Consider the following 21224-nt stretch of genomic DNA (forward strand, 5'->3'; position numbering starts at 1 on the left):
GACCTTTCGAAGCCGCCGAAGGGAAGCCTAGACGCGACAAAGCGGCAGAGACAACAACAAAATTGGAGTCTGCTCTATTTTTTATGCGCCGGCGCCACCGCAACCGGCACGAGCCCGGTGAGGATCAAGCGGATATGAGGGAGGCCCATTGCCAGCAGATCTTCGATGGTGCCGCCGGAACCGGCGACGAAGCGCCCGAAATCATTGGTGGTGATGCCCACGATCAGATCGGACAGCGCGACTGGATCCACCGCTTCATCCAGCTTGCCCCGCGCCTGATAGAACCGCAGCATTCCGACATACTGGCGCTTGATGACATTGTTCAGGCGGGCTCCGGCGCGTGCTGCCCGACCGCCGGGGTCGGTGAACTGCGCCGAAAGGATCACCCGCCAGCATTCCCGTGACAGATGCCGCAATGCCTGTTCCGCCAGCAGCCGTTCGAAAGCAAGGATGCCGTCGAAGACGTCGTCGGGCAGGTTGCGGAAGAAGTTCCGTCGCTCGGGCATTGCCGCATGGACGTGCCGCAACGCCAAAGCCATCAGCAGGTTGGGCTTGGTGGTGAAGTAGTTGTAGATCGTTGCGGGCGCGACGGCGGCTCGCTCGGCGATCTCTTCGATGCCAGTCGCCTCGTAGCCCTGATGCGCAAACAGCGCGCTCGCGGCATCAAGGACCTGCGTTGCCCGCAGCTTCTTCTGCCTCTCCCGTAAGCCACCCGGTTTCGCCGGCCTGCGCAATGCCACCATTTTCGCCTCCTCCTGCCGCTTTTCACGCCATGCAATATTTTTTGTCATCGACTCCAATTTTGGAGTTGACGTCATCGTTTTTGATCCGGAAGATCATCGAAAGCAAGGCGAAGCGCGAGCCAACCAAAAGGTTGTTGCGCCAGCCGCTTCACGAATTGCCGGAGGCGCGATGCTCAAGCTCGTTTCCAACCCGCCGCCTTGGCCGAACGGCGCCCGATGCGCCGTCTGCTTTTCCTTCGACTTCGACGCCGAAAGCCTGCTCCACCTCTACTACCCCGAAGATTCGGCGCGGCGCATCAGCCTGTCCTCGACCCTGCGCTACGGGGCCCGCGTCGCCGTGCCCCGCATCGCCGCGATCTGGAAGCATTACGGTATCCGGCAGACGATGTTCGTGCCGGGCTGGTGTATCGAGACCTATCCGGCCGCCGTTGAGGCGCTTCTGGAGGGCGGTCACGAGATCGGCCATCACGGCTGGCTGCACGAGCGACCGAACCAGCTGTCGCGCGACGACGAGGAGGCGGTCCTCCTGCGCGGCATCGAGGCGATCCGTGCCGCGACCGGCAAGCCGCCGACAGGCTACCGCTGCCCGTCGGGCGCGTTTTCCGAACATACGCTCGATCTCCTCCTCGCCAACGGCTTTCGCTACGACGCCTCGCTCGGCGGCGACGACGTCCCGTATCTCGTGGAGGGCGCAAATGGCGCCCGGCTTGTGGAGCTGCCCTCCGACCATTCGCTCGACGACTGGCCGCAATACGTCAACATGAAGGAGTTCGGCTGGTCGATGCCCATCCAGTCGCCGGCACGAGCGATGGAGGTGTTCCGCGCCGACTTCGATGCCGCCTGGGAGCATGGCGGCGTCTGGGCGGCGATCTGGCATCCGTTCGTGTCCGGCCGTCTCGCGCGGGCCGCCGCGATGGTGGAACTCATCGAATACATGCAGGCCAAGGGAGGCGTCTGGTTCGCGACGCTGAGCGAAATTGCGGCGCATGTCGACGGCCTCGCCGCAAGCGGAGCCTGGACGCCGCCGGTGGAACGGCTGCCCTTCTGGCCTGAGCCCGTCCCGCAGCTCGTGCGACCGAGCCGGTAAACGACGATGGCTGGCCTGCTTCTTGCATTGGAAAGCCCGGGGATCTGCACAGCGCGCTGCAGGTCGCGGCCTTTCCGGGATCGTGTAACCAACGTTGAGGGGAATGCGGAACATGCGTGGTAAATGTTTGGGCATGCTCGTCGGAATGGGCTGCTGCATCGCTGCAGCCGCGTCGGCGCAGACGCTTCCCGCGGATATCGCGGAAAGCAAGGTCATCCGCATTGCGCTCAATACCGGCTACCCGCCGCTGGAGATGCGCAACCCGCAGACCAACGAGTTCGAAGGTTTCGACGTCGATCTCGCCAAGGCGATCGGTGCCAAGCTCGGCGTCAAGGTCGAACATCAGGACGGCGCCTTCGAGGTCATGACGCCCGCGCTTCAGTCCGGCCGCGTCGACATGATCATGAGCGGCTTCTACGACACGCCGAAGCGTCGGCCGATGTTCACCTTCATCGACTACCTGAAGGCCGGCGCCCAGTTCTACGCGCTGACCAGCGCGACCGACATCAAGGAGCCGGCCGATCTCTGCGGCAAGACGGTCACGACGCAGCGCGGCTCCTCTTATCCGGACACGATCAAGGCTTGGTCGGACACGAATTGCGTCGGCGCCGGCAAGGAGCCGATCACCGTCATCGTCGATACCGATACCGGCCAGCAGCTCACCAATCTGAAGACCGAGCGCGCCGCAGCGGCCGTGCAGGGCCTCGAGGCCGTGCCCGCCATCATCCAGATCGAACCCGGCGTCTTCCGGCCGCTCGGCGAGCCCTTCTCCTCGGCTCTCATGGGAATCGCCTTCCGCGCCGAAAGCACGGAGCTACGCGATGCCGTCGCCGGCGCCCTGAAGGCGGTCATCGCCGATGGCACCTATGACGAGCTGATCAAGAAATGGAAACTCGATCTCAGCGCCTACAAGGAGGTTTCCTTCGACGCGGGGCCGCAGCCCTGAGCGCGACATCGATGGACGCGCGGGAACTGCCGCTCTCGCGCGAGGAAGTGGACATCGCGCGCCTGCGCCATGTCCGTCCTCGCCGCTACGGTCGCTGGGCGGCCGTAGCGATCATTCTCCTCCTCGCCGGCCTGCTGGTAAATGCCTTCGCCACCGGCCGCATCGACTGGTCCACGACAGGCGAGTACCTCTTCTGGCCGACGGTCCTCCAGGGGCTCCTGAACACGATCTGGATCTCGGTCGCCTGCATGGCCATCGGTCTCGTCATCGGCGTCCTGTGTGCCGTGGCGCACGCGTCGCCGAACCCGGTCCTGCGCTACGCCGCCATCGGCTACGCATGGTTCTTCCGCGGTACGCCGGTGATCCTTCAACTGCTCATCTGGTTCAACCTCGCGCTCGTATTCCCGCGGCTCGGCATTCCCGGGATCTGGACCGGGCGCACCGTCGATCTGATCACGCCGGTGGTCGCGACGCTGCTCGGCCTCGGACTGAACCAGGGCGCCTACACGTCCGAAATCGTGCGCGCCGGGATGCTCTCGGTGGATCGCGGTCAGCGCGAAGCGTCGAAGGCGATCGGCATGTCGCACCTCATGTCCCTGCGCCGCATCATTCTTCCGCAGGCGATGCGTGTCGTGGTGCCGCCGCTCGGCAACGAGTTCATCGCCCTGATCAAATTCACCTCGCTTGCCAGCGTGATCGGCTTCAGCGACGTGCTCCGCAACGTGCAGGACATCTACTACGTGAATGCGCGGGTCATCGAACTCCTGATGGTGGCGGCCTTCTGGTATCTCGTCCTCGTCTCGCTTCTGTCGGTGGCGCAAGCCGCGCTCGAGCGCCGCTTCGGCCGCGGCTTCAACTCCGTGGTGCAGCGATGAGCGGCGCGCTCGTATCGGCGGTGAAAGTCGGCAAGCATTTCGGCCAGCTGAAGGCGCTCGACGACGTGACGATCGACGTCGACGCGGGCGAAGTGGTCTGCATCATCGGACCATCCGGGTCCGGCAAGACGACATTCCTGCGCTGCATCAACCAGCTCGAGCGCATCGATTCCGGCGCGCTCTGGCTGAACGGCGAACTGACCGGCTACCGGCGGGTTGGCGACGCGCTGCATCCCTTGAGCGAGAGCGAGATCGCCCGCCAGCGCCGGCTGACCGGCATGGTATTCCAGCGCTTCAACCTCTTTCCGCACATGACTGCGCTCGAGAACATCACCGAAGGACCGGTGCGGGTTCTGAAGGCGGGGAAGGCCGAAGCTCGAGAGGCCGCCACGGCTCTTCTCGAACGCGTCGGGCTCGCCGGCAAGGCGGGCAGCTATCCTGCGCAGCTGTCGGGCGGGCAGCAGCAGCGGGTCGCCATCGCACGGGCGCTGGCGATGAATCCCAAGCTCATGCTGTTCGACGAGCCGACCTCGGCGCTGGACGCCGAACTCGTAGGCGAGGTGCTGAGCGTGATGCGCGATCTGGCGCGATCCGGCATGACGATGGTGGTCGTGACCCATGAACTGGGCTTTGCCCGCGATGTCAGCGACCGCGTCATCTTCATGGACCATGGCCGCGTCGTCGAAACTGGAACGCCGAGCGAACTGATGCGGGCACCCAAGGAGCCGCGCACGCGCGATTTCCTGCGGACCGTTCTGGCCGAAGGCCGGTGAACCCGCGGGCCAGCGGTCGAACGCCCGCTGAACCTAGCCCAAACGGAGACTGGAGCGATGGATCTCTACGGCTTCTCCGGACTTGCCCGGGCCGAATGCGAGCAGCGGCGAGCCTTGCGGTTGCGGCCGCCGGAAGCCGATCTCGGCGATCTCGTCAGGTTGCTGCGCCGTGGCCTCGCAACGGCACTGTCATGGTTTACCCGCGTCAGACGATAGGCGGCTCTCCCGCCAACGGGCGAGAGCAGCGGGCGCTCTGATCAGCGGCGAACGAAGGCAAAGTAATGAAAGCGAAGTCGCACGTCTGACCGCAGCGCCCGCGAGGCCGCGTTGCGGCGGCGGCGGCTATTGGTGATCGTACCGGTCGCCGCGCGTCACATAGGGAGTGACGCGAACGGAAGGGCCCTCGATCTCATATTCCCGCACTCCGGCGAATGAGATCGCATGAGCGTCGAGTGCCGCGAGCGCTTCCGCTCCCTTGCCCATCGGGACATAGACGAAGAGATTGCGGACTCCCGTCTCGTTGATCGTGTCGGCCGCGTTCGAGCAAAGCTTCCAGCGTTCGATGGCGGTTGTATCGACGACGTCGTCCACCTCGCCAAGGCGGCAGGGCACGCCGTTTTCGTCGAGAATGACGATGTCCGGCCAGTGCTCGCCGCCGGACGGCAGTGCGATCGAGGCGCGTCGTTCTTGTCCGTTGCAGAGTGTCGAGTAACCCTTCGGCCAGTCCGTCTGCCCCGGGAACGGAAAGCGGTTCGCCGCGACGAACTCGATCACCTGCTGCTGGTCGTCCATGCCTGTCACCCCGTTGCCTGTCTCTGCCGCATCCCCGCCCCGGCCTCAAATGCCGACGATCGGATCGCCGCCGTTCGGGCACAGCAGCTGGCCCGTCATGTAGCTGCCCTTCGGTCCGACGAGGAAGGCGATCCACTCGGCCATCTCCTCGGGTTCCGCCCAGCGCTTTACGAGATTGAGCTCAGCTTCCGCCGCGATGCTGTCCTCGCCGTAGCCGAGCGTCATGCCGGTCCGCACGACGCCCGGCGCCATGGCGTTCACGAGGATTCCGAACGGCGCCAGCTCGCGCGCCCAGGATTTCGCCAGCCCCGTTACGGCCGCCTTGGCCGCGCCGTAATGACTCGATGCCTCGAAGCCGACCTGCCCGCGGTTCGACGCGATGTTGACGATGCGCCCGAACCGCGCCGCCTTCATGCCGGTCAGCACGGCACGTGTCGCCGCGATGGTTCCCCAGACATGCACGTCGAAGAGGCGACGATAGGCTTCGTAGTCGATCGCCTCCAGCACCGCATTGTAGCCGGGCACGCCGGCATTGTTGACGAGAATGGCCACCGTCCCGCCGGCGCGATCTACCGCACCACGCAGGGCAGTCTCGTCGGCCACGGTACAGATGCAGGCCACCGCCTTGCCGCCGTCGGCTTGGATGGCGGCGACCGTTGCGGCCGCACCGTCTTCAGCGATGTCCTGCACGATGACCCGCGCACCGCCGGCCGCAAGGCGGCGCGCCGTTGCCCGCCCGATGCCGCTGCCTGCCCCGGTGACCAGGGCCGTGAGGCCGTTGTATTCCATAGCCGTTTCGCCGTTCGATTTCGACGATCCGGTCGCCGCGGCAGTCAGCCTACAAAAGCATATCTTATAGTCAACTCCAAAATAACTTGCGCCACTTCAGTGAGCGGCGAGATAGCCGTCGATGATCTGGCGGTAGCGCGTCAGACCGAACGAGCCGAAATGGCCGGGATGGACGACCTTCGGTTCGAGATCGCGCAGGCGCCGCATCGTGCACACGTACTCCGCCACGTCCGAACCGGGCAGTGCGTCCAGGAGGCGGCCGTCATAGACGGCGTCCTGCGGAAACAAAGTGCCGCTTCCCTCCTCGAACAGGGCGACATGCCCGGGCGAATGGCCGGGCGTGTGCAACACCGTCAGAAGGCGGCCGCCGAGGTCGATCCGGTCGCCGTCGGCGACGAAGCCGGTGGCCGGCGCGGGGGCGATGCCGTAGGCGGCGCCGTCCCAGCCCGGCGGCAGACCCCAGAACAGCTCGGCCTCCTGACCCGCCGCGAGATAGCTTTGGGCCAACGTCGCATCGTTCGTGGGATTGGACAGGATCGCGGCTTCGATCGGATGGGCGAGCCGATCATCGAATTCCGCCGCCATGCCGATATGATCAAAATGCGTATGGCTGAGAAGCAGCGTCACCGGCTTGCCGCCGTTCAGCACCGGTACGTGACGGCGCATCGGCACCGCTCCGAGGCCCGCATCGATGAGGAGGATGCGCTCGCGGCCTTCGATGATCCACATGTTGCACCGGATGGACGGCGGCATCCAGGGCTCGCAGAGCAGCGTCACCCCTTCGCCGAAAGGGATCGTCTCGTACCAGCGTTCGGCGGCAATGAGAGGAAGCGTCATGATCATTCCAACCGTTTGTTATTGCTTCCAGACTGGCCTATCGCGCCGCACCGGCCTAGTCTCGTCCTGAGTTTTTCCGGACATTCAGGAGCAGGCGGCGCGACGTGACGACAATGGAGTTCAATCAGCCGCTCGGCGGCAACGACATGCCCCGCTTCGGCGGCCCGACGACGATGATGCGCCTGCCCGCCGCGCCCGATGCGAGTGGTCTCGATGCCTGCTTCGTCGGCGTGCCGATGGATATCGGGGCCTCGAACCGTTCAGGCACGCGGCACGGGCCGCGCCAGATCCGGGCGGAGTCCTGCATGCTGCGCCCGTTCAATCTCGGCACCGGCGCGCGGCCCTTCGAGAGCCTGCAGGTCGCCGATATCGGCGATGTCGCGATCAACACGTTCGACCTGAAGAAGACGGTCGGGCTAATCGAGGCGGCCTACGACGCGATCCTCGCCGAGAACTGCGTGCCGCTGACGCTCGGCGGCGACCATACGCTGACCTATCCGATCCTGCGCGCGATGGCCAAGCGTCATGGCCCGGTGGCGCTGATCCATGTCGATGCCCATGCCGACATCAACGACGAGATGTTCGGCGAGAAGATCGCGCATGGCACGCCCTTCCGCCGTGCCTTCGAGGACGGCTGCCTCGACGCCGCCCACGTCTTCCAGATCGGCCTGCGTGGCACCGGCTACTCGCCGGAGGATTTCAACTGGTCGCGGTCGAAGGGCTTCACCGTGATCCCCGCGGAAGACTGCTGGTACAAGTCGATGCGGCCCGTGATGGACGAGATCCGGGAGCGGATCGGACCGGACAGGCCTGTTTATCTTTCCTATGACATCGACTCGCTGGATCCGGCCTTCGCGCCGGGAACGGGCACGGCCGAGATCGGGGGCCTGACGACCTGGCAGGCTCTGGAGATCGTCCGCGGCTGCCGGGGCTTGCGGATCGTCGGCGGCGACCTCGTGGAAGTGTCGCCGCCCTATGACCCCAGCGGCAACACGGCGCTGATCGGCGCCAACCTCCTCTATGAGATGCTCTGCGTCCTGCCGGGCGTGCGCTACTGAGCGGTGCCGGCCCCGGCATTTCACCTCGACACCATGAGGGACATCGGCCCCGTGCCGCTGTCCCTCGTGTCGCGTCTGATGCCGGGAGAGCGGGAATAGCTCTCGCCGACCTTCGTCGCTCGCTGCGCCAACGACTTCGGCCGCTGCCGCGCCCTCGTGACGCAGGCGATGACGTCAGCCCTGAAAGGCATTCGCCAGCGCCGTGGCGGAGGCCGGCGAGCCGAGCCATCCGGTTCAGGACGCTTGTGCCGGAATCGCGTCGGCGACCATGCCCTCGGCCCGATAGTCCGGCGGGATCTGGAAGTCCTTGCGAGCGAGGCCGCGCGACTCCTGCGGGCCGCGTGGCAGGCCGACCCGGTCCGAATAGTCCCGGTTGGAGCCCGGTCTGCGGCGGTGTGTTGCCTTGACGCCCGCATAGGCGGTCAGGTCGAGCAAGGTGACCCCGATGACGAGAGCGGTCGCAATCAATGCGTTGTCCCGCTTCGGATTGCCGCGATGAAGGGCCGTCGAGAGCGTACCGAGATCGAGGGCATCTCCGGCAATCCGCGCCGCCAAGCCGACCGGCTTGTCGATGGAAAGGGTCGGAATGGCACTGGCAAGCTCGCGCGCACCATAGGCGCGGATCAAGCCTTCGCTACCCTCGAGCCCGAGGGTCCGGGCAACGCGCCCGGGTGCCACGAGTTCGACGACGCCAAGTCCGATCGAGAACCAGCCGAGCGCGCGCGCCAGCCTGTCGGCACCCGACATGGAACTCGGACCCTTGCGTCGCACGCGAGGATCACCCTCGGAACGGGCGACACCGCTGAGATTGGTGAGTGGCATGGAGTGCATCCTTTACGGTTGGAGCATGACCTTGATGCAGCCGTCCGCCTTGTCGCGGAACTTGGCGTACATCTCGGGGCCCTGAGAGAGATCGGCCTTGTGCGTGATCACGAAGGAGGGGTCGATTTGGCCGTCCTCGATCCGGCGGAGGAGGTCGCCCGTCCAGCGCGGGACGTGGGCCTGCGCCATGCGGAAGGTCAGGCCCTTGTTCATCGCCTGTCCCATCGGGATTTTGTCGACGAGGCCAAGATAGACGCCGATGATCGAAATGACGCCGGCCGGCCGGCAGACATAGATCATCTCGCGCAGCACGTGCGGCCGATCGTTTTCCGCCATCAGCATCTGCTTGGCGCGGTCAACCACGGTATCGGGCTGGCCGAAGCTGACATGGCTCTCGGTGCCGACCGCGTCGATGCATTTGTGTGGACCCTCCCCGCCGGTGAGCTCGTTGAGCCGGCTGACGACGCTTTCCTCCTCGAAGTTGATGGTGATGGCGCCAGCCGCGGCTGCCATGGAGAGCCGTTCGGGCAGGCAGTCGATGGCGATCACCTGCTCGGCGCCGAGGAGAATGGCGGAGCGGATCGTCATCTGGCCGACGGGCCCGCAGCCCCAGACGGCGACCGTGTCGCCGGGCTGGATGTCCGCCTGCACCGCGGCCTGCCAGCCGGTCGGCAGAATGTCGGAAAGGAACAGAAGCTTCTCGTCGTCGATACCGTCCGGCACCTTGACATGCGTGGTGTCGGCGAAGGGCACCCGGAGGTACTCCGCCTGGCCGCCCGGATAGCCGCCGGTCAGGTGGGTGTAGCCGAAGAGGCCCGCCGTCCGGTGCCCAAAGGCCTTGTCGCCCAGTTCGCCCTTGCGGTTGCTCCGCTGGCAGACCGAGAAGTTGCCCCGCCGGCACTGGTCGCACTCGCCGCATTGGATGGTGAAGGGGATGACGACCCGGTCGCCCTTCTTGAGCTTGCTCTTCGCCGCGCTTCCAACCTCCACGACTTCGCCCATCGTTTCGTGGCCCATGATGTCGCCGGGCAGCATCGCGGGAACGAGGTTGTGGAAGAGGTGGAGATCAGAGCCGCAGATCGCGCAACTCGTGACTTTGATGATCGCATCGCGGGGACCCTCGATCGAAGGGTCGGTCACCGTGTCGCAACGGATGTCCTCCTTGCCGTGCCAGACGAGCGCTTTCATGCCGGTCTCCTCAGTTGAGTGTCCGGCCACTTAAGTTCTCAGGCTCCGCGCGCGCATTCGGACGATTCCTACGGAACATCCCGAGGTAGTGGATTCTTGCTGCTCTGTCGGCTTGGCCGGCGAGAGCTGACGTCAAGACAACAGAGGGAGTCACGACCCTTGGCCACTGCGAACCTCACCGACACGGCTTCCATCGCCGCTGCGCACATCAGCCGGGCTCGCTTTCTCGAAGCGAACCTCTCCTCGATCCCGGACTACGTCTACGCCTTCGATCGCCAACGGCGCTTCGCTTATGCAAATCCCGCGATGCTGGCCCTGTTCGGGCTTTCCTCCGCACAGATGCTGGGCAAGACGTTCGCCGATCTGGACTATCCGACCGATCTCGACGAACGCCTCAGCGGCCACATCGACCGGATCTTCGAGGATGGCGTCACGATCGAGGACGAGGTCTTCTTTCGCAGCCCGACCGGGCGTGCCGCGCATTTCAGCTATCTCTGGGGGCCGGTCTTTGGCGAGGATGGTTGCGTCGAGATCGTGGTCGGCGTGTCTCGCGATACCAGCGAACGCCGGGCGATCGAGGAGGCCTTGCGCCGGAGCGAGGCGCGCCTGCGCGCAGCGACCGAGTTGGTCGGGATCGGGATCTACTCATGGGATCCGATCACAGGCGCGCTCGATTGGGACGAGCGCCTGCGCAGGATGTGGGGTCTGCCAGCCGACGCTCCCGTCGACATGAACGTCTACGAGGCCGGCATTCACCCGGATGATCTCCCCCGCGTCCGCCAAGCCATCGCAGCCTGTATCGATCCCGCCGGCGACGGGCGCTACAGTGTGGAGTACCGCGTGCGCGGACGCGACGACGGCGTCACGCGCCATATCGCCACCGCCGGGCGAACCACCTTCGCGCAGGGACGCCCGGTCGACTTCATCGGGGCCGCCATCGATGTGACGGCGCAGCGCCGGGCGGAAGCGGCGATCCGGGCGAACGAGGCGCAGTTCAGCAGCTTTGCCGCCAACAGCAGCAATCTGATCTGGATCGGCGACCCGGCGGCGCACACGATCACCTATCGGAGTGCCGCTTTCGAGAGGATCTGGGGCATCCCGATCGAGGACGCGGCCGACGACCTTTCCGAATGGATCAAGGATGTTCACCCCGATGATCGCCAGCAGGTCGAGCATGCTCTCGCCGCCGTGGCGGCGGGTGAGGTCGCACAATTCGAGTATCGGCTCATCCGGCCAGGCGACGGATCGATCCGATGGCTCCGTGACACCAGCTTCCCGATCCTTGACGATAGCGGCGCGGTAACCCGGATCGGCGGTATCGTCGAAGAGCTGACAAAGGGGGATATCCGTCACGTCTACATCGTCAGCGGCAAGGCGGCAGAGGCGCGAAGGCTGGCCAATGTGGTTCGAGGGCTCGGTTATCGGGTGCGCATCTTTGAGAGTGCCACCGCCTTCCTGAACATAGCCGCGGTGCTGGCGACGGGCTGCGTCGTCACCGATCTGCGCACCGGGGCGGATGACGGGCTGTCTATCCTGCGAGAGCTCAAGGCAAGGTCGATCACCTTGCCGACCCTCGCGCTGGACACGTCGGGCGCCGAGGTCACCACCGCCGTCGCCGTGATGAAAGCCGGGGCCGTCGACTACGTCATCTGCGATGATGAGGCCTTGCTCCCTGCGACGCTCGCGAACGCGATCGCGGAGTGTGAGGGCGCGGTTCGCCCGACGACGCATGATGAGAACGCCGGCGCCCGCATCGCCCGCCTGACGCCGCGGGAACGCGAGGTTCTGATCGGCCTGGTCGACGGTGGCACCAACAAGATCATCGCACAGAAGCTCGGCATCAGTCCGCGCACCGTCGAACTCCACCGCTCGCAGGTGATGAACCGCCTCAATGCGGGAAGCCTGACCGAGATTCTTCAGATCGCGCTTGCGGCGGGGATCGCACCATCACCCCAGGACGGCACGGCGAAGTGGAAGTCTACCTAGGGATCCTACGGGTGCCCGCTCGGTCCGTGAGACCGTAATGACACTTCTGATCGGCAGCGTCCGCAAAGGTCGCCGACGCCCGAGACATTTCAGGCCGGCGGATGCCGGAGCACGAAGAGGCGCCTTCAGGCGAGCGGCAGGAGTTCGATCAGACCTCTGCAGCTGCCCCAGAAAGGCGTCGAACCAGAAGTCGAGGTGGATCATGAGCACCGCCGAACCCGAGACAGATGCGGCAACCGCTGCTTCCATAACGATAGGCCAGCCCGCTCCCGAGCTTCGGGCGCTTTGGCTGCAACCGCAAACCCAGTCCCGGATATGGGCGCATTTCGCCGAGGTCACGCAAGTGGCGGATCGGACCGCGGAATGGATCGCGCATGGGCCCGCGGGCGGCGAATATCGCTGGCGAACGGAGATGACGGACAGCGAGCCGGATGTGGTGCGCTGGGCCAGCGGAGACGGCGCCGACGTGCCAAATGCCGGTGTGCTGACGTTCCGACCCGCTCCGGGCGACCGCGGGACGGAACTGCACCTCGACGTCCGCTTCGATCCGCCAGGGGGCGCGATCGGGGAGGCCTTGAGCAAGCTCTTCCACATCGCCCCGCGCGAGATCGTGCGCACCGCGCTCTATCGATTCCGCGCCCTGGCCCTGACCGGCGAAATTCCCACGACCGACCCTCAGCCAGCCGCCCGCAAGGGCGGTGCAGACCGCTAGGAGATATCGTCATGCGCGCGCTCTGCTGGAACGGCATCAACGACCTTCGGGTCGAAACCGTCGCCGACCCCGAAATCCTCAACCCGAACGACGTGATCCTCAAAGTCCGTCTGTCGACCACGTGCGGTTCGGACCTGCACCTGATCGACGGTCTCATTCCGACGATGCAGGCGGGCGATGTCCTAGGTCACGAATTCATGGGCGAGATCGTCGATGTGGGCCGCGGCGTGTCCAAGGTGAAGAAGGGCGATCGCGTGGTCGTCCCGTCCTTCATATCCTGCGGCAAATGCTGGTACTGCCAGCACGACCTCTACTCGCTCTGCGACACCACCCATCCCAAACCGGAATTGCAGGAGCCGTTGCTCGGCTATCCGACGGCTGGCATCTATGCCTATTCGCATGCCTTCGGCGGCTATGCCGGCGCGCATGCGGAATATGTTCGCGTGCCCTTCGCCGACACCGACTGCTTCAAGGTGCCCGACGGCGTTTCCGATGAAGCGGCCCTGTTCATCTCCGATGCCGCGCCGACCGGCTTCATGGGTGCGGATTTCTGCAACATCCATCGAGGCGACGTGGTCGCCGTCTGGGGCTGCGGCGGCGTTGGTCTGATGGCGCAGCAGAGCGCCATGATCCTCGGCGCCGAACGGGTCATCGCCATTGACCGATATCCCGAGCGGCTCGCGCAAGCCGAGGCCTTCGGCGCGATCCCGCTCGACTATACCAAGGTGGAAGTCATCGAGGCGCTGAACGAGCTGACAGGCGGACGCGGCCCCGACTCATGCATCGACGCCGTCGGCATGGAAGCGGACGGGACCGGACTTCAGCACGCCTATGACAGGGTCAAGCAGGCTCTCTACCTAGAGACGGATCGCGGAGCCGCCCTGCGGCAGGCGATGCTGGCGGTGCGCAAGGGCGGTACGCTGTCGATCCTCGGCGTCTACGGCCTGATGGACAAGTTCCCGCTGGGGCTGCTGATGAACAAAGGCGTCACGGTCAGAACCGCCCAGCAGCACGGCCAAGCCTATGTTCCCCGCCTGCTTGAGCACGCTCAGCGAGGGGAGTTAACGCCCGCGGCCCTGGCCACGCACCGCTTCTCCCTGGAGGACAGCCCGACCGGCTATCACATGTTCAAGCACAAGGATGACGGCTGTCTGCGCGCCGTGTTCGTGCAATGAGCGCTGCGCCAGCGGCGGCATAGAACCAGCGTCGGGTCGGTGCGGCCTATCTCCCGCACGCCACGCGCTCTGCGCCCGGACGGGAGGTTTCGACCGGTCCGCTTCAAGGCGGCGTCAGGCCGATACGGACGAGCCTTCGAGGCGTCACGCAGAGCGGACACGCCAAGCTATGACCTGCTGTTGCGCTTCGCGAGTTCGAGGGCTGCCTCTTGCGTCGTCTCGGCGGTGGCAGGCACGTCGGGGTGTACGCCAACGCCGCCCCAATTGCGGCCGGTGGTGGGATTTTCAGCCCGTCCGGTCGGCACGACGACGAAGAAGTCTGCCGCGAGCTCGCTGAGCCCGCCCGGGTTCGCACCACCGCGCGTTGTCTCGCCGACGACGGTGGCACGCTTCAGCGCCTGGAGATCGTAGGCGAACTCCTCGCCTGCCGAATAGGTCTTCGGCCCGACCAGCACGTAGACCGGCTTGCCGAGGTAGCTGAGCGGCGTGGGCGAACTCCAGAAGGATTCCGTCCGGAAGCTCGTCGTTCCGCGATTGCGCCAGATCAGGTCGTTGATGTGGACCCGCCGGCTTGGATCGAGGAAGAAGCTGGCGAGATAGGCGACGGAAGCCGGATGGCCGCCGCCGTTGTCGCGCATGTCGACAATGAGCGCGGCCGTGTCCGCGACGCCGCGCATGGCCTCGTCCGCGGCTGTCTTGAACTCTTCGGGCGGAGAAAAGCTCGGGATGTGAATGTAGCCGACGTTGCCGTCCAGCCGCTTCACCTCGAAGCGAGCCCCCTGTGGCGGCTTGGGCCGGTTCGCGAAGGGATCGCCATGAATCACCCTCACATGGCTGTCGCTGGTCAGTGACTGCAGCCGTTCGGTCAGCTGCCGAGCGAAATCGGCGGGATCAGCGACCCTCGCATAGGTATCGGCCTCCAGGTCGCCCTGAAGCGCATCCGCAGCCCGCCGTCCCAAATCGGGGAACACGTACCCGGCTCGCAGCTCGGCTGCGATGCCGTCCAGTACCTTCCTGATGGTGTCACGGGCGAGCGGTGCAGGCTTCGGACTCTCCGCGGAAAGCTCAGCCCTTGAAGCAGAAGGTGCCGCGACAGTGCCGAGGACCAAAAAGCCCAATGCGGCTGCAAGAGTGAAATGACGATGGCGCATCTCTAGCTCCTTGGCTGGCTCCCGCAACAATAATGCCGGCGTTCGGAGAGGGCCAGCGGCATCGCTCGATGTCCACGTATGACCGTCTGCGGAGGAAGCGAGGCAGCCTCCGTTCTTTATGGGGTCGCGGCGTACCCCCTGGTGCGAGCCTGTCGGGCGCTGCATCCCCGAAGGCTGGCCGCACTGACGGGGCAATGCGACGGCTTCCCGAAGCTGAACGTCGTCTGTGTCGTGATGCAATTCACTCTCCGCCGACCTTGCCGACCGGCGGGACGTCGCGCATCCGCGCCGCGCCCCTGGATCGACGCCACCGGCAGAACGGAGCCTCCCGGTTGCGCGGCTGCAACAGTTGTCCTTCTTCACCCAGGTTATTGCAGCGCGCGCATTTTATCATCCATGCTGCCGATCCCGATGATCAAGTTTCCAAGTCCTGTCCCCGCGTCGCGTGCTGCGCGTCTGGTGGCTATCAGCCGCGAGGCGCAAGAGCAGAGCGTCGAGGCCATCCGGCAGTCGCTTCGGCTGCTTCGCGACCCTATCTATCCCAAAGAGCGTTCAACCCGTCACCTGAACCGGCCGGGCGCTGTCGAGCGCAACAACGAAGGACGGTTGCATGGCAATGGCGGCGAAGAGGGACATCATAGCGATCGGCGGCTCGACCGGTAGCGGCGCCGTCCTGAAGAAGCTCGTCGCCGCCCTGCCCGGCGATCTGGAGGCGAGCATCTTCGTCAGTACGCATATCCCGCCCAGCGGGGCGAACTTTCTCTCCGACATCCTCTCGTCGAATGCGCATCTGCCCGTTTCTCAGGCGATCGACGGTCAGCCGATCGAACGCGGCTGCATCTATGTGGCCGCTCCCGACCGGCACCTCCTGGTGACGGGAGAGACGATCCGGCTCGGCCTTGGCCCGCGCGAGAACATGGCGCGTCCGGCGATCGATCCGCTGTTCCGTTCGGCGGCGCTCGCATTTGGATCGCGCGCCGTCGGCGTCGTCCTGACCGGCTTGCTGAACGACGGCGCATCGGGTCTCTCGGCGATCAAGGCATGCGGCGGTACGACCGTGGTGCAGCATCCCCTCGATGCCGAGGCGGACGAAATGCCGCTTGCCGCACTGGAGGCCACCCATGTCGACTATGTGGCCTCGGCAGACGATCTTGCCGGCACGCTGGCGGAGGTCATCCGGTCGGACGCCGGGCCATCCCAGCCGCCGAGCGATACCCTGCGCCTCGAGGTCGAGATCGCCGCAGGAGCCCGCCTCGGCAGTGCCCATCTGCTCGAGCTGGCTCAGCCGAGCGCGCTGTCCTGCCCTGACTGCAACGGCGTCCTGTCGGAAGTCCGGGGCTCGCGCCCGCTGCGCTACCGATGCCAGATCGGGCACGGCTTCACCGCGGAATTCCTGGCATCGCGGATCGACGACGTGGACGAGGCGATCCGGGTGGCGATGCGGATCATGGAGGAGCGGGTGACGCTCGTCGAGCGGATGGCGCGCGACGCAAGGGAAAGTGGGCGGAGCGCCGTGGCCGACCTCTACGAGAGCCGGGCCAAGGAGTATCAGCGATATGCCACGACGCTGCGGGACGCGGCGGTGTCCTCGCTGCGCATGGGCACGCGGCGGATACAAGATCTCTGAGCGAGACTTCTGCGCGTCAGCACAAGCGGCTAGGCTGCCTCGAAGACACGACATGGACGAGCAATGGCGGACGACGAGCAGAGCCAAGACGCAGGCATCGAGACGATCACGCAGGATGCCGACGCGCCGCTCGGCGTGGTCGGAATCGGCGTCTGCGCGGCGTCCTTCCCGTCGCTCGTCGAGCTGTTTTCGAGCACTTTGCCGGAAGGGGATGCGGCCTATCTGATCGCCGTCCGGCAGAAGGACGGGCTTGATGTCGGCGCGGTCGTGGAGGCACTGGGGCGCGATTCCAGGCTTCCGGTGAAGCTTGCGGCCAACGGAGACCGTTTGGAGGCCGACCATATTTATGTCGGCGCGCCCGACGACATGATCACGATCGAGGATGGGCATATCCGGACCCGGCCGGCCGCCGGCCCGGTCGGTCATCGCGGCGCCTTCGATTCGCTGCTGATCTCGCTTGCCGAGCATGCGCATGAGCGAACCGTGGTCGTGCTTCTCTCCGGACTTGGCTCCGAAGGGGCCGCCGGGATCGTGGCGACCAAGAAGTATGGCGGCCTGTCGATCGCCGAGCAAACGGATGTGGATCTTGGCCTGCAGGGCGGATCTGACCCGGGCGCGGTGGCCGACCTTCATCTGCCCGTCGAACGCATCGCCGACGAGATCAAGCGCTACATTCGCAATCTCCGGCCCGTGCTGCAGGAGCAGGAACAAGAGGAGGACAGCGGCGAGCTGGAGGTCGGTGTCACCCAAATCGCGACGATCCTGCGCAACGTCACGAGCCACGATTTCCACGGCTACAAGCGGGGCACCTTCGTCCGCCGGATCAGGCGGCGCATGCAGGTCATGCAGATCGACGGCGGCATCGACGCCTATATCGGACGGCTGCGCGCCGACCGCGAGGAGGTGCAGCACCTCTTCCAGGACCTCTTGATCGGCGTCACCCAGTTCTTCCGCGATCCGGCCGAGTTCGAGGTACTCGAACGCGAGCTGCCGCGCCTGTTCGAGAACAAGGGGCCCGACGATCATTTCCGCGTATGGGTGCTCGGCTGCGCGACAGGCGAGGAGGCCTATTCGATCGCCATCCTGCTCCGCGAGCACATGGCGACGCTAGACCATCCGCCCGAGGTGCAGATCTTCGCCACCGATCTGGATGCGCGCGCGCTCAGCCTCGCCCGCGCCGGGCGCTATTCCGACACCATCGCGAACCACATCCGGCCGGACCGGCTGGAGCGATGGTTCCTGCGCGAAGGCGACACCTATTGCGTGTCGAAGGAGCTGCGCGAGATGTGCATCTTCTCGCCGCACAACATCGTCAAGGACGCGCCGTTCTCCCGGATCGACATCCTCTCCTGCCGCAATCTGCTGATTTACCTGAATGCCGAACTTCAGAACCGCGTCATCCCGATCTTCCACTTCTCGCTGAGACCCGAAGCCGTTCTGTTTCTCGGCTCGTCCGAGAATGTCTCTCGCCATCAGAAGCTGTTCGCCCCGATCGACCGAAAGAGCCGCGTTTTCCGGCGGCTGGACACGGCGATCCGGATCATCCCCGACTTCCCGTTGACGCCGCGCTCGCGCATCGGCGAGCTACAGATCACACCGCCGTCCTCAGCCCTTTATGCCAGCCGTCTGCCGGCGTCGGTCAGCCGCCAGGCGGAAACGATCGCCGAACGATACGCCCCGGCCTATGTCATCGTCGATGCGCATGGCGACATCCTGCACTTTTCCGGGCGCACCGGCCGCTATCTGGAGCCGAGCGCCGGGGCCGCGACGCTGAGCCTGCCGAACCTCGTCCATCGCGACCTGCGGCTCGATGTCCGTTCAGCACTTCAGCGTGCCGTTGCCGAGGGTCGGCGCGTCGATATTCCGAGACTGACGGTCCGGCAGGACGATCATGCTTTCGGCGTCAACGTCTTCGTCGAGCCGCTATCCAGCAACGATGTCAGCTCGCTGGTGGTGGTGTTCCAAGACCTCGGGCCTGTGGCGGAAGGCGGCAGCCCCGACGATGGCAGGCTCACGACCGACGAGCATGTCCAACGGCTCGAGGCGGAGCTCCGTGTCACCCGCGACCGCCTCCAGGCGACGATCGAGGAGCTGGAATCGACCAACGAGGAGCTGAAATCCTCGAATGAGGAATACCAGTCGATCAACGAGGAGCTGCAATCCGCCAACGAGGAAATGGAAACCTCGAAGGAGGAGCTGCAATCAGTCAACGAGGAACTGCAGACCGTCAACGGCGAGCTCGCCCATCGCGTGTCCGAACTCGGCCGGACCAATTCGGACCTCAAGAACCTGCTGGAATCGACGCAGATCGCGACCGTCTTCCTCGACAATGACCTGCGTGTGCGCAACTTCACGCCGGCCGCAACCGACGTGTTTCACCTGCTCGAGACCGATGTCGGGCGCCCCCTCGACCACGTCGTGTCGCGGGTCGTATATCCCGAGCTTCAGGACGATGTCCGCCGCGTGCTGAAGACGCTGGTGCCGGTCGAGCGTCAGGTCGCCGATATCGCGAACGGGCGCAACTTCGCCGCACGCGTGCTGCCCTACCGAAGCGTCGAGAACTATATCAGCGGCGCCGTTGTCACCTTCACCGATCTCTCCGATCTCTATCGCGCGGAGGAAGCACTCCGCGACAGCGAGGAACGGGCTCGCGCCTTTCTCACGGCAAGTGGCGATGCGATCTACCGCATGTCTCCGGACTGGACCCAAATGCGCGTCCTCGACGGCCGCGGGTTCATCCGCGACACCGGAGCCCCCTCCACCGACTGGATGCAGACCTATATCGCCGTGGAGGATCGCGACGCCGTGCGCGCAGCGATCGACGAGGCGATCGCCGGCAAGACGATGTTCGAATTCGAACACCGTGTCCGGACCGTCGATGGCACACTCGGCTGGACCCATTCGCGCGCAGTACCGATCCTGGACAAGGACGGGCAGATCGTCGAGTGGTTCGGCGCGGCGACCGACATCACCGACCTGCGCCATGCGTTCGAGTCACTTCGCGAGGCCGAGCGGTGGCAGCAGGTCCTGATTGGTGGCATCCCCCAGCTCGTCTGGCGGGCCGCCGACGGCGGCGAGTGGAGCTGGGCAAGCCCGCAATGGACCGATTACACCGGCCAATCCGAGGTGGAGAGTCACGGTCAAGGCTGGCTTGAGCCCGTCCATCCTGATGATCGCGAGGTCGCTCGGGCAGCCTGGGCCAAAGCCGCCGAGCAGGGCGGCTTCGACGTGGAGTATCGAATCTGCCATGCGGTCGAGCGGAGCTACCGCTGGTTCCGCACGCGAGCGACGCCGGTGCGCGACCAGCGGGGCGCCATTGTCGAATGGCTCGGCACCTCGACGGATGTCGACGAGATGCGCTCGCTCCAGAAACGGCAGGAGGTGCTGGTCGCCGAGTTGCAGCACCGCGTCCGCAACATGCTGACGGTGGTGCGGTCCGTCTTCGCCCGGACCGTCGATACGGGAAACGACCTCGAAGAGGTCGCCGACCACTTCAAGGGCCGGCTGGATGCGCTGGCGCGAACTCAGGTGATCGTCACCCGCAGCGCCAAGGGCACGGTTAATCTGGAGGACCTCATCCGGGACGAACTACTGAGCGTCGGAGCGGATACCGGTGGCAAGTTGAGCATCAGCGGACCGGAAGTCGTTCTCGGCTCGAAGATGGCGGAATCTATCGGCCTTGCCATCCACGAACTGACGACGAACGCAGTCAAGTACGGCGCGTTGAAGGTTCCGGGTGCCACGCTCCAGATCAACTGGACCGTTAACATGAGTGAGAGCAACGGACCTCGTGTCATCTTAACCTGGATCGAAGAGGGCGTTCCTGCTGTTCCTCCCGAGCCGACCCGCGAAGGGTTCGGCCGCGAGTTGATCGAAGAGGCGTTGCCCTATCGGCTTGGGGCCGAGACAAAGCTGGAGTTCCTGGGAGGCGGCGTCCGCTGCACGATCTCCGTGCCGTTGCCGACTTCCGCCGAGGCGACAGGCTGAGCGAAGGACGAAGGGCTATGACAGGCACACTGGCGGATAAGCGGATCCTGATCGTGGAGGACGAATATTTCATCGCCTCCGAGCTCAAGCGCACCCTGAAGAACGAGGGCGCCGTGGTGGTCGGGCCGGTCAGCGACCTCGAAGGCGGTTTGATGCTCGCGGAAGAGCCGCTCGACGCCGCCGTTCTCGACGTCAACCTCGAAGAAACCCTGTCCTATCCGATCGCCGATCGCCTCAGCAGCCGGGGTATCCCTTACATGTTCCTCACGGGCTATGACGGCTGGTCCCTACCCGCTCAGCACCGGGAGACCGCGCGTCTGGCAAAGCCCTTCATGTCGAAGTCGGTCGTGGCGATGGTAGAGAAGCTGGTCTCTCCGGAGGCGGAGATCGCCTGAGCCTGCCGGATGCCCGGCGCCTTGAGCCGGGTCACAGTGGCCTGATACGTCCGCCAGGTTTATGGCCTCGGCGGCGCCAGCCAGTATGGCCTCGGCGGCCGGCGCTTATCCCATCCTGTCGGAGGCGAGCGCGCCGGGCGAGGCCGGGAAGACCACCGTCTTGTTGTTGTTCAGGAAGACGCGGTGCTGGATATGGGCGTGGATGCCGCGCGCCAGCACCTGCGCCTCGACGTCCCGGCCGATCGAGACGTAGTCCGCCGCGCTCTGCGCATGGGTGACGC

At 65.4% G+C, this 21224-nt stretch carries 18 protein-coding genes and 1 pseudogene; 11 read left to right on the forward strand and 8 right to left on the reverse strand.

Features of this window, described 5'->3' with window-relative positions; all coding sequences use genetic code 11:
- Positions 1-74 precede the first annotated feature (74 nt).
- On the reverse strand, positions 75-791 hold the full coding sequence (locus C0R46_RS16845; protein WP_245413638.1) for a TetR/AcrR family transcriptional regulator: 717 nt from the start codon (positions 789-791) through the stop codon (positions 75-77).
- Between the two features lie 121 nt (positions 792-912).
- On the opposite strand from C0R46_RS16845, the gene C0R46_RS16850 reads away from it, so the two are divergent.
- The 4 genes from C0R46_RS16850 to C0R46_RS16865 all read left to right on the forward strand — a co-directional run bounded on the left by C0R46_RS16850 (position 913) and on the right by C0R46_RS16865 (position 4424).
- Positions 913-1830, forward strand: a complete 918-nt coding sequence (locus C0R46_RS16850; RefSeq protein ID WP_102960824.1) for a polysaccharide deacetylase family protein — start codon at positions 913-915, stop codon at positions 1828-1830.
- A gap of 112 nt (positions 1831-1942) precedes the next feature.
- Complete coding sequence (locus tag C0R46_RS16855) at positions 1943-2776, forward strand: ABC transporter substrate-binding protein (RefSeq protein WP_157944676.1); 834 nt, start codon at positions 1943-1945, stop codon at positions 2774-2776.
- 11 nt (positions 2777-2787) lie between these two features.
- Positions 2788-3651: an amino acid ABC transporter permease gene (locus tag C0R46_RS16860; RefSeq protein WP_102960826.1), complete on the forward strand. Its 864-nt coding sequence runs from the start codon at positions 2788-2790 to the stop codon at positions 3649-3651.
- Positions 3648-4424 carry an amino acid ABC transporter ATP-binding protein gene (locus C0R46_RS16865; RefSeq protein ID WP_102960827.1) on the forward strand — a complete coding sequence of 259 codons (777 nt, stop codon included), beginning with the start codon at positions 3648-3650 and terminating at the stop codon, positions 4422-4424. Before C0R46_RS16860 ends, C0R46_RS16865 begins: the two co-directional genes overlap by 4 nt.
- 342 nt (positions 4425-4766) lie before the next feature.
- Here C0R46_RS16865 and C0R46_RS16870 read toward each other — a convergent pair whose 3' ends face one another.
- The 3 genes from C0R46_RS16870 to C0R46_RS16880 all read right to left on the reverse strand — a co-directional run bounded on the left by C0R46_RS16870 (position 4767) and on the right by C0R46_RS16880 (position 6842).
- Positions 4767-5216, reverse strand: coding sequence for a hypothetical protein (locus C0R46_RS16870; protein WP_102960828.1), 450 nt, complete (start codon positions 5214-5216; stop codon positions 4767-4769).
- A 45-nt stretch (positions 5217-5261) separates the two neighbouring features.
- Complete coding sequence (locus tag C0R46_RS16875) at positions 5262-6005, reverse strand: SDR family NAD(P)-dependent oxidoreductase (RefSeq protein ID WP_102960829.1); 744 nt, start codon at positions 6003-6005, stop codon at positions 5262-5264.
- A gap of 96 nt (positions 6006-6101) precedes the next feature.
- Entirely contained in the window at positions 6102-6842 is a 741-nt protein-coding gene (locus tag C0R46_RS16880; RefSeq protein ID WP_342586519.1) for an MBL fold metallo-hydrolase, read from the reverse strand.
- A gap of 113 nt (positions 6843-6955) precedes the next feature.
- Here C0R46_RS16880 and speB point away from each other — a divergent pair, with 113 nt between their 5' ends.
- Positions 6956-7900 (forward strand): agmatinase, encoded by a 945-nt coding sequence (gene speB, locus C0R46_RS16885; RefSeq protein WP_102960830.1) that lies wholly within the window; start codon positions 6956-6958, stop codon positions 7898-7900.
- Positions 7901-8134: 234 nt separating this feature from the next.
- Here speB and C0R46_RS16890 read toward each other — a convergent pair whose 3' ends face one another.
- Both C0R46_RS16890 and C0R46_RS16895 read right to left on the reverse strand, forming a co-directional pair.
- Positions 8135-8722 carry a hypothetical protein gene (locus tag C0R46_RS16890; protein ID WP_102960831.1) on the reverse strand — a complete coding sequence of 196 codons (588 nt, stop codon included), beginning with the start codon at positions 8720-8722 and terminating at the stop codon, positions 8135-8137.
- A 12-nt stretch (positions 8723-8734) separates the two neighbouring features.
- Positions 8735-9910 carry a zinc-dependent alcohol dehydrogenase gene (locus C0R46_RS16895; RefSeq protein ID WP_102960832.1) on the reverse strand — a complete coding sequence of 392 codons (1176 nt, stop codon included), beginning with the start codon at positions 9908-9910 and terminating at the stop codon, positions 8735-8737.
- A gap of 159 nt (positions 9911-10069) precedes the next feature.
- Here C0R46_RS16895 and C0R46_RS16900 point away from each other — a divergent pair, with 159 nt between their 5' ends.
- The 3 genes from C0R46_RS16900 to C0R46_RS16910 all read left to right on the forward strand — a co-directional run bounded on the left by C0R46_RS16900 (position 10070) and on the right by C0R46_RS16910 (position 13783).
- Positions 10070-11896 carry a PAS domain-containing protein gene (locus C0R46_RS16900; RefSeq protein ID WP_198598387.1) on the forward strand — a complete coding sequence of 609 codons (1827 nt, stop codon included), beginning with the start codon at positions 10070-10072 and terminating at the stop codon, positions 11894-11896.
- A 202-nt stretch (positions 11897-12098) separates the two neighbouring features.
- On the forward strand, positions 12099-12608 hold the full coding sequence (locus C0R46_RS16905; protein WP_102960834.1) for an SRPBCC family protein: 510 nt from the start codon (positions 12099-12101) through the stop codon (positions 12606-12608).
- A gap of 11 nt (positions 12609-12619) precedes the next feature.
- Positions 12620-13783, forward strand: a complete 1164-nt coding sequence (locus tag C0R46_RS16910; RefSeq protein ID WP_102960835.1) for a zinc-dependent alcohol dehydrogenase — start codon at positions 12620-12622, stop codon at positions 13781-13783.
- A 167-nt stretch (positions 13784-13950) separates the two neighbouring features.
- On the opposite strand, the gene C0R46_RS16915 is transcribed toward C0R46_RS16910, so the two are convergent.
- Entirely contained in the window at positions 13951-15174 is a 1224-nt protein-coding gene (locus C0R46_RS16915) for a S41 family peptidase (RefSeq protein ID WP_245413639.1), read from the reverse strand.
- A 370-nt stretch (positions 15175-15544) separates the two neighbouring features.
- On the opposite strand from C0R46_RS16915, the gene C0R46_RS16920 reads away from it, so the two are divergent.
- From C0R46_RS16920 to C0R46_RS16930, 3 genes are all read left to right on the forward strand, one after another.
- Complete coding sequence (locus C0R46_RS16920) at positions 15545-16561, forward strand: chemotaxis protein CheB (RefSeq protein WP_102960837.1); 1017 nt, start codon at positions 15545-15547, stop codon at positions 16559-16561.
- A gap of 63 nt (positions 16562-16624) precedes the next feature.
- Positions 16625-20548 carry a CheR family methyltransferase gene (locus C0R46_RS16925; protein WP_102960838.1) on the forward strand — a complete coding sequence of 1308 codons (3924 nt, stop codon included), beginning with the start codon at positions 16625-16627 and terminating at the stop codon, positions 20546-20548.
- Between the two features lie 17 nt (positions 20549-20565).
- Complete coding sequence (locus C0R46_RS16930; RefSeq protein ID WP_102960839.1) at positions 20566-20943, forward strand: response regulator; 378 nt, start codon at positions 20566-20568, stop codon at positions 20941-20943.
- A 105-nt stretch (positions 20944-21048) separates the two neighbouring features.
- On the opposite strand, the pseudogene purU reads toward C0R46_RS16930, so the two are convergent.
- Positions 21049-21224 (reverse strand): annotated as a pseudogene (purU, locus tag C0R46_RS16935) (formyltetrahydrofolate deformylase); the annotation flags it as partial.

Source organism: Mangrovicella endophytica, assembly GCF_002893625.1.
Lineage (GTDB): Bacteria > Pseudomonadota > Alphaproteobacteria > Rhizobiales > Rhizobiaceae > Mangrovicella > Mangrovicella endophytica.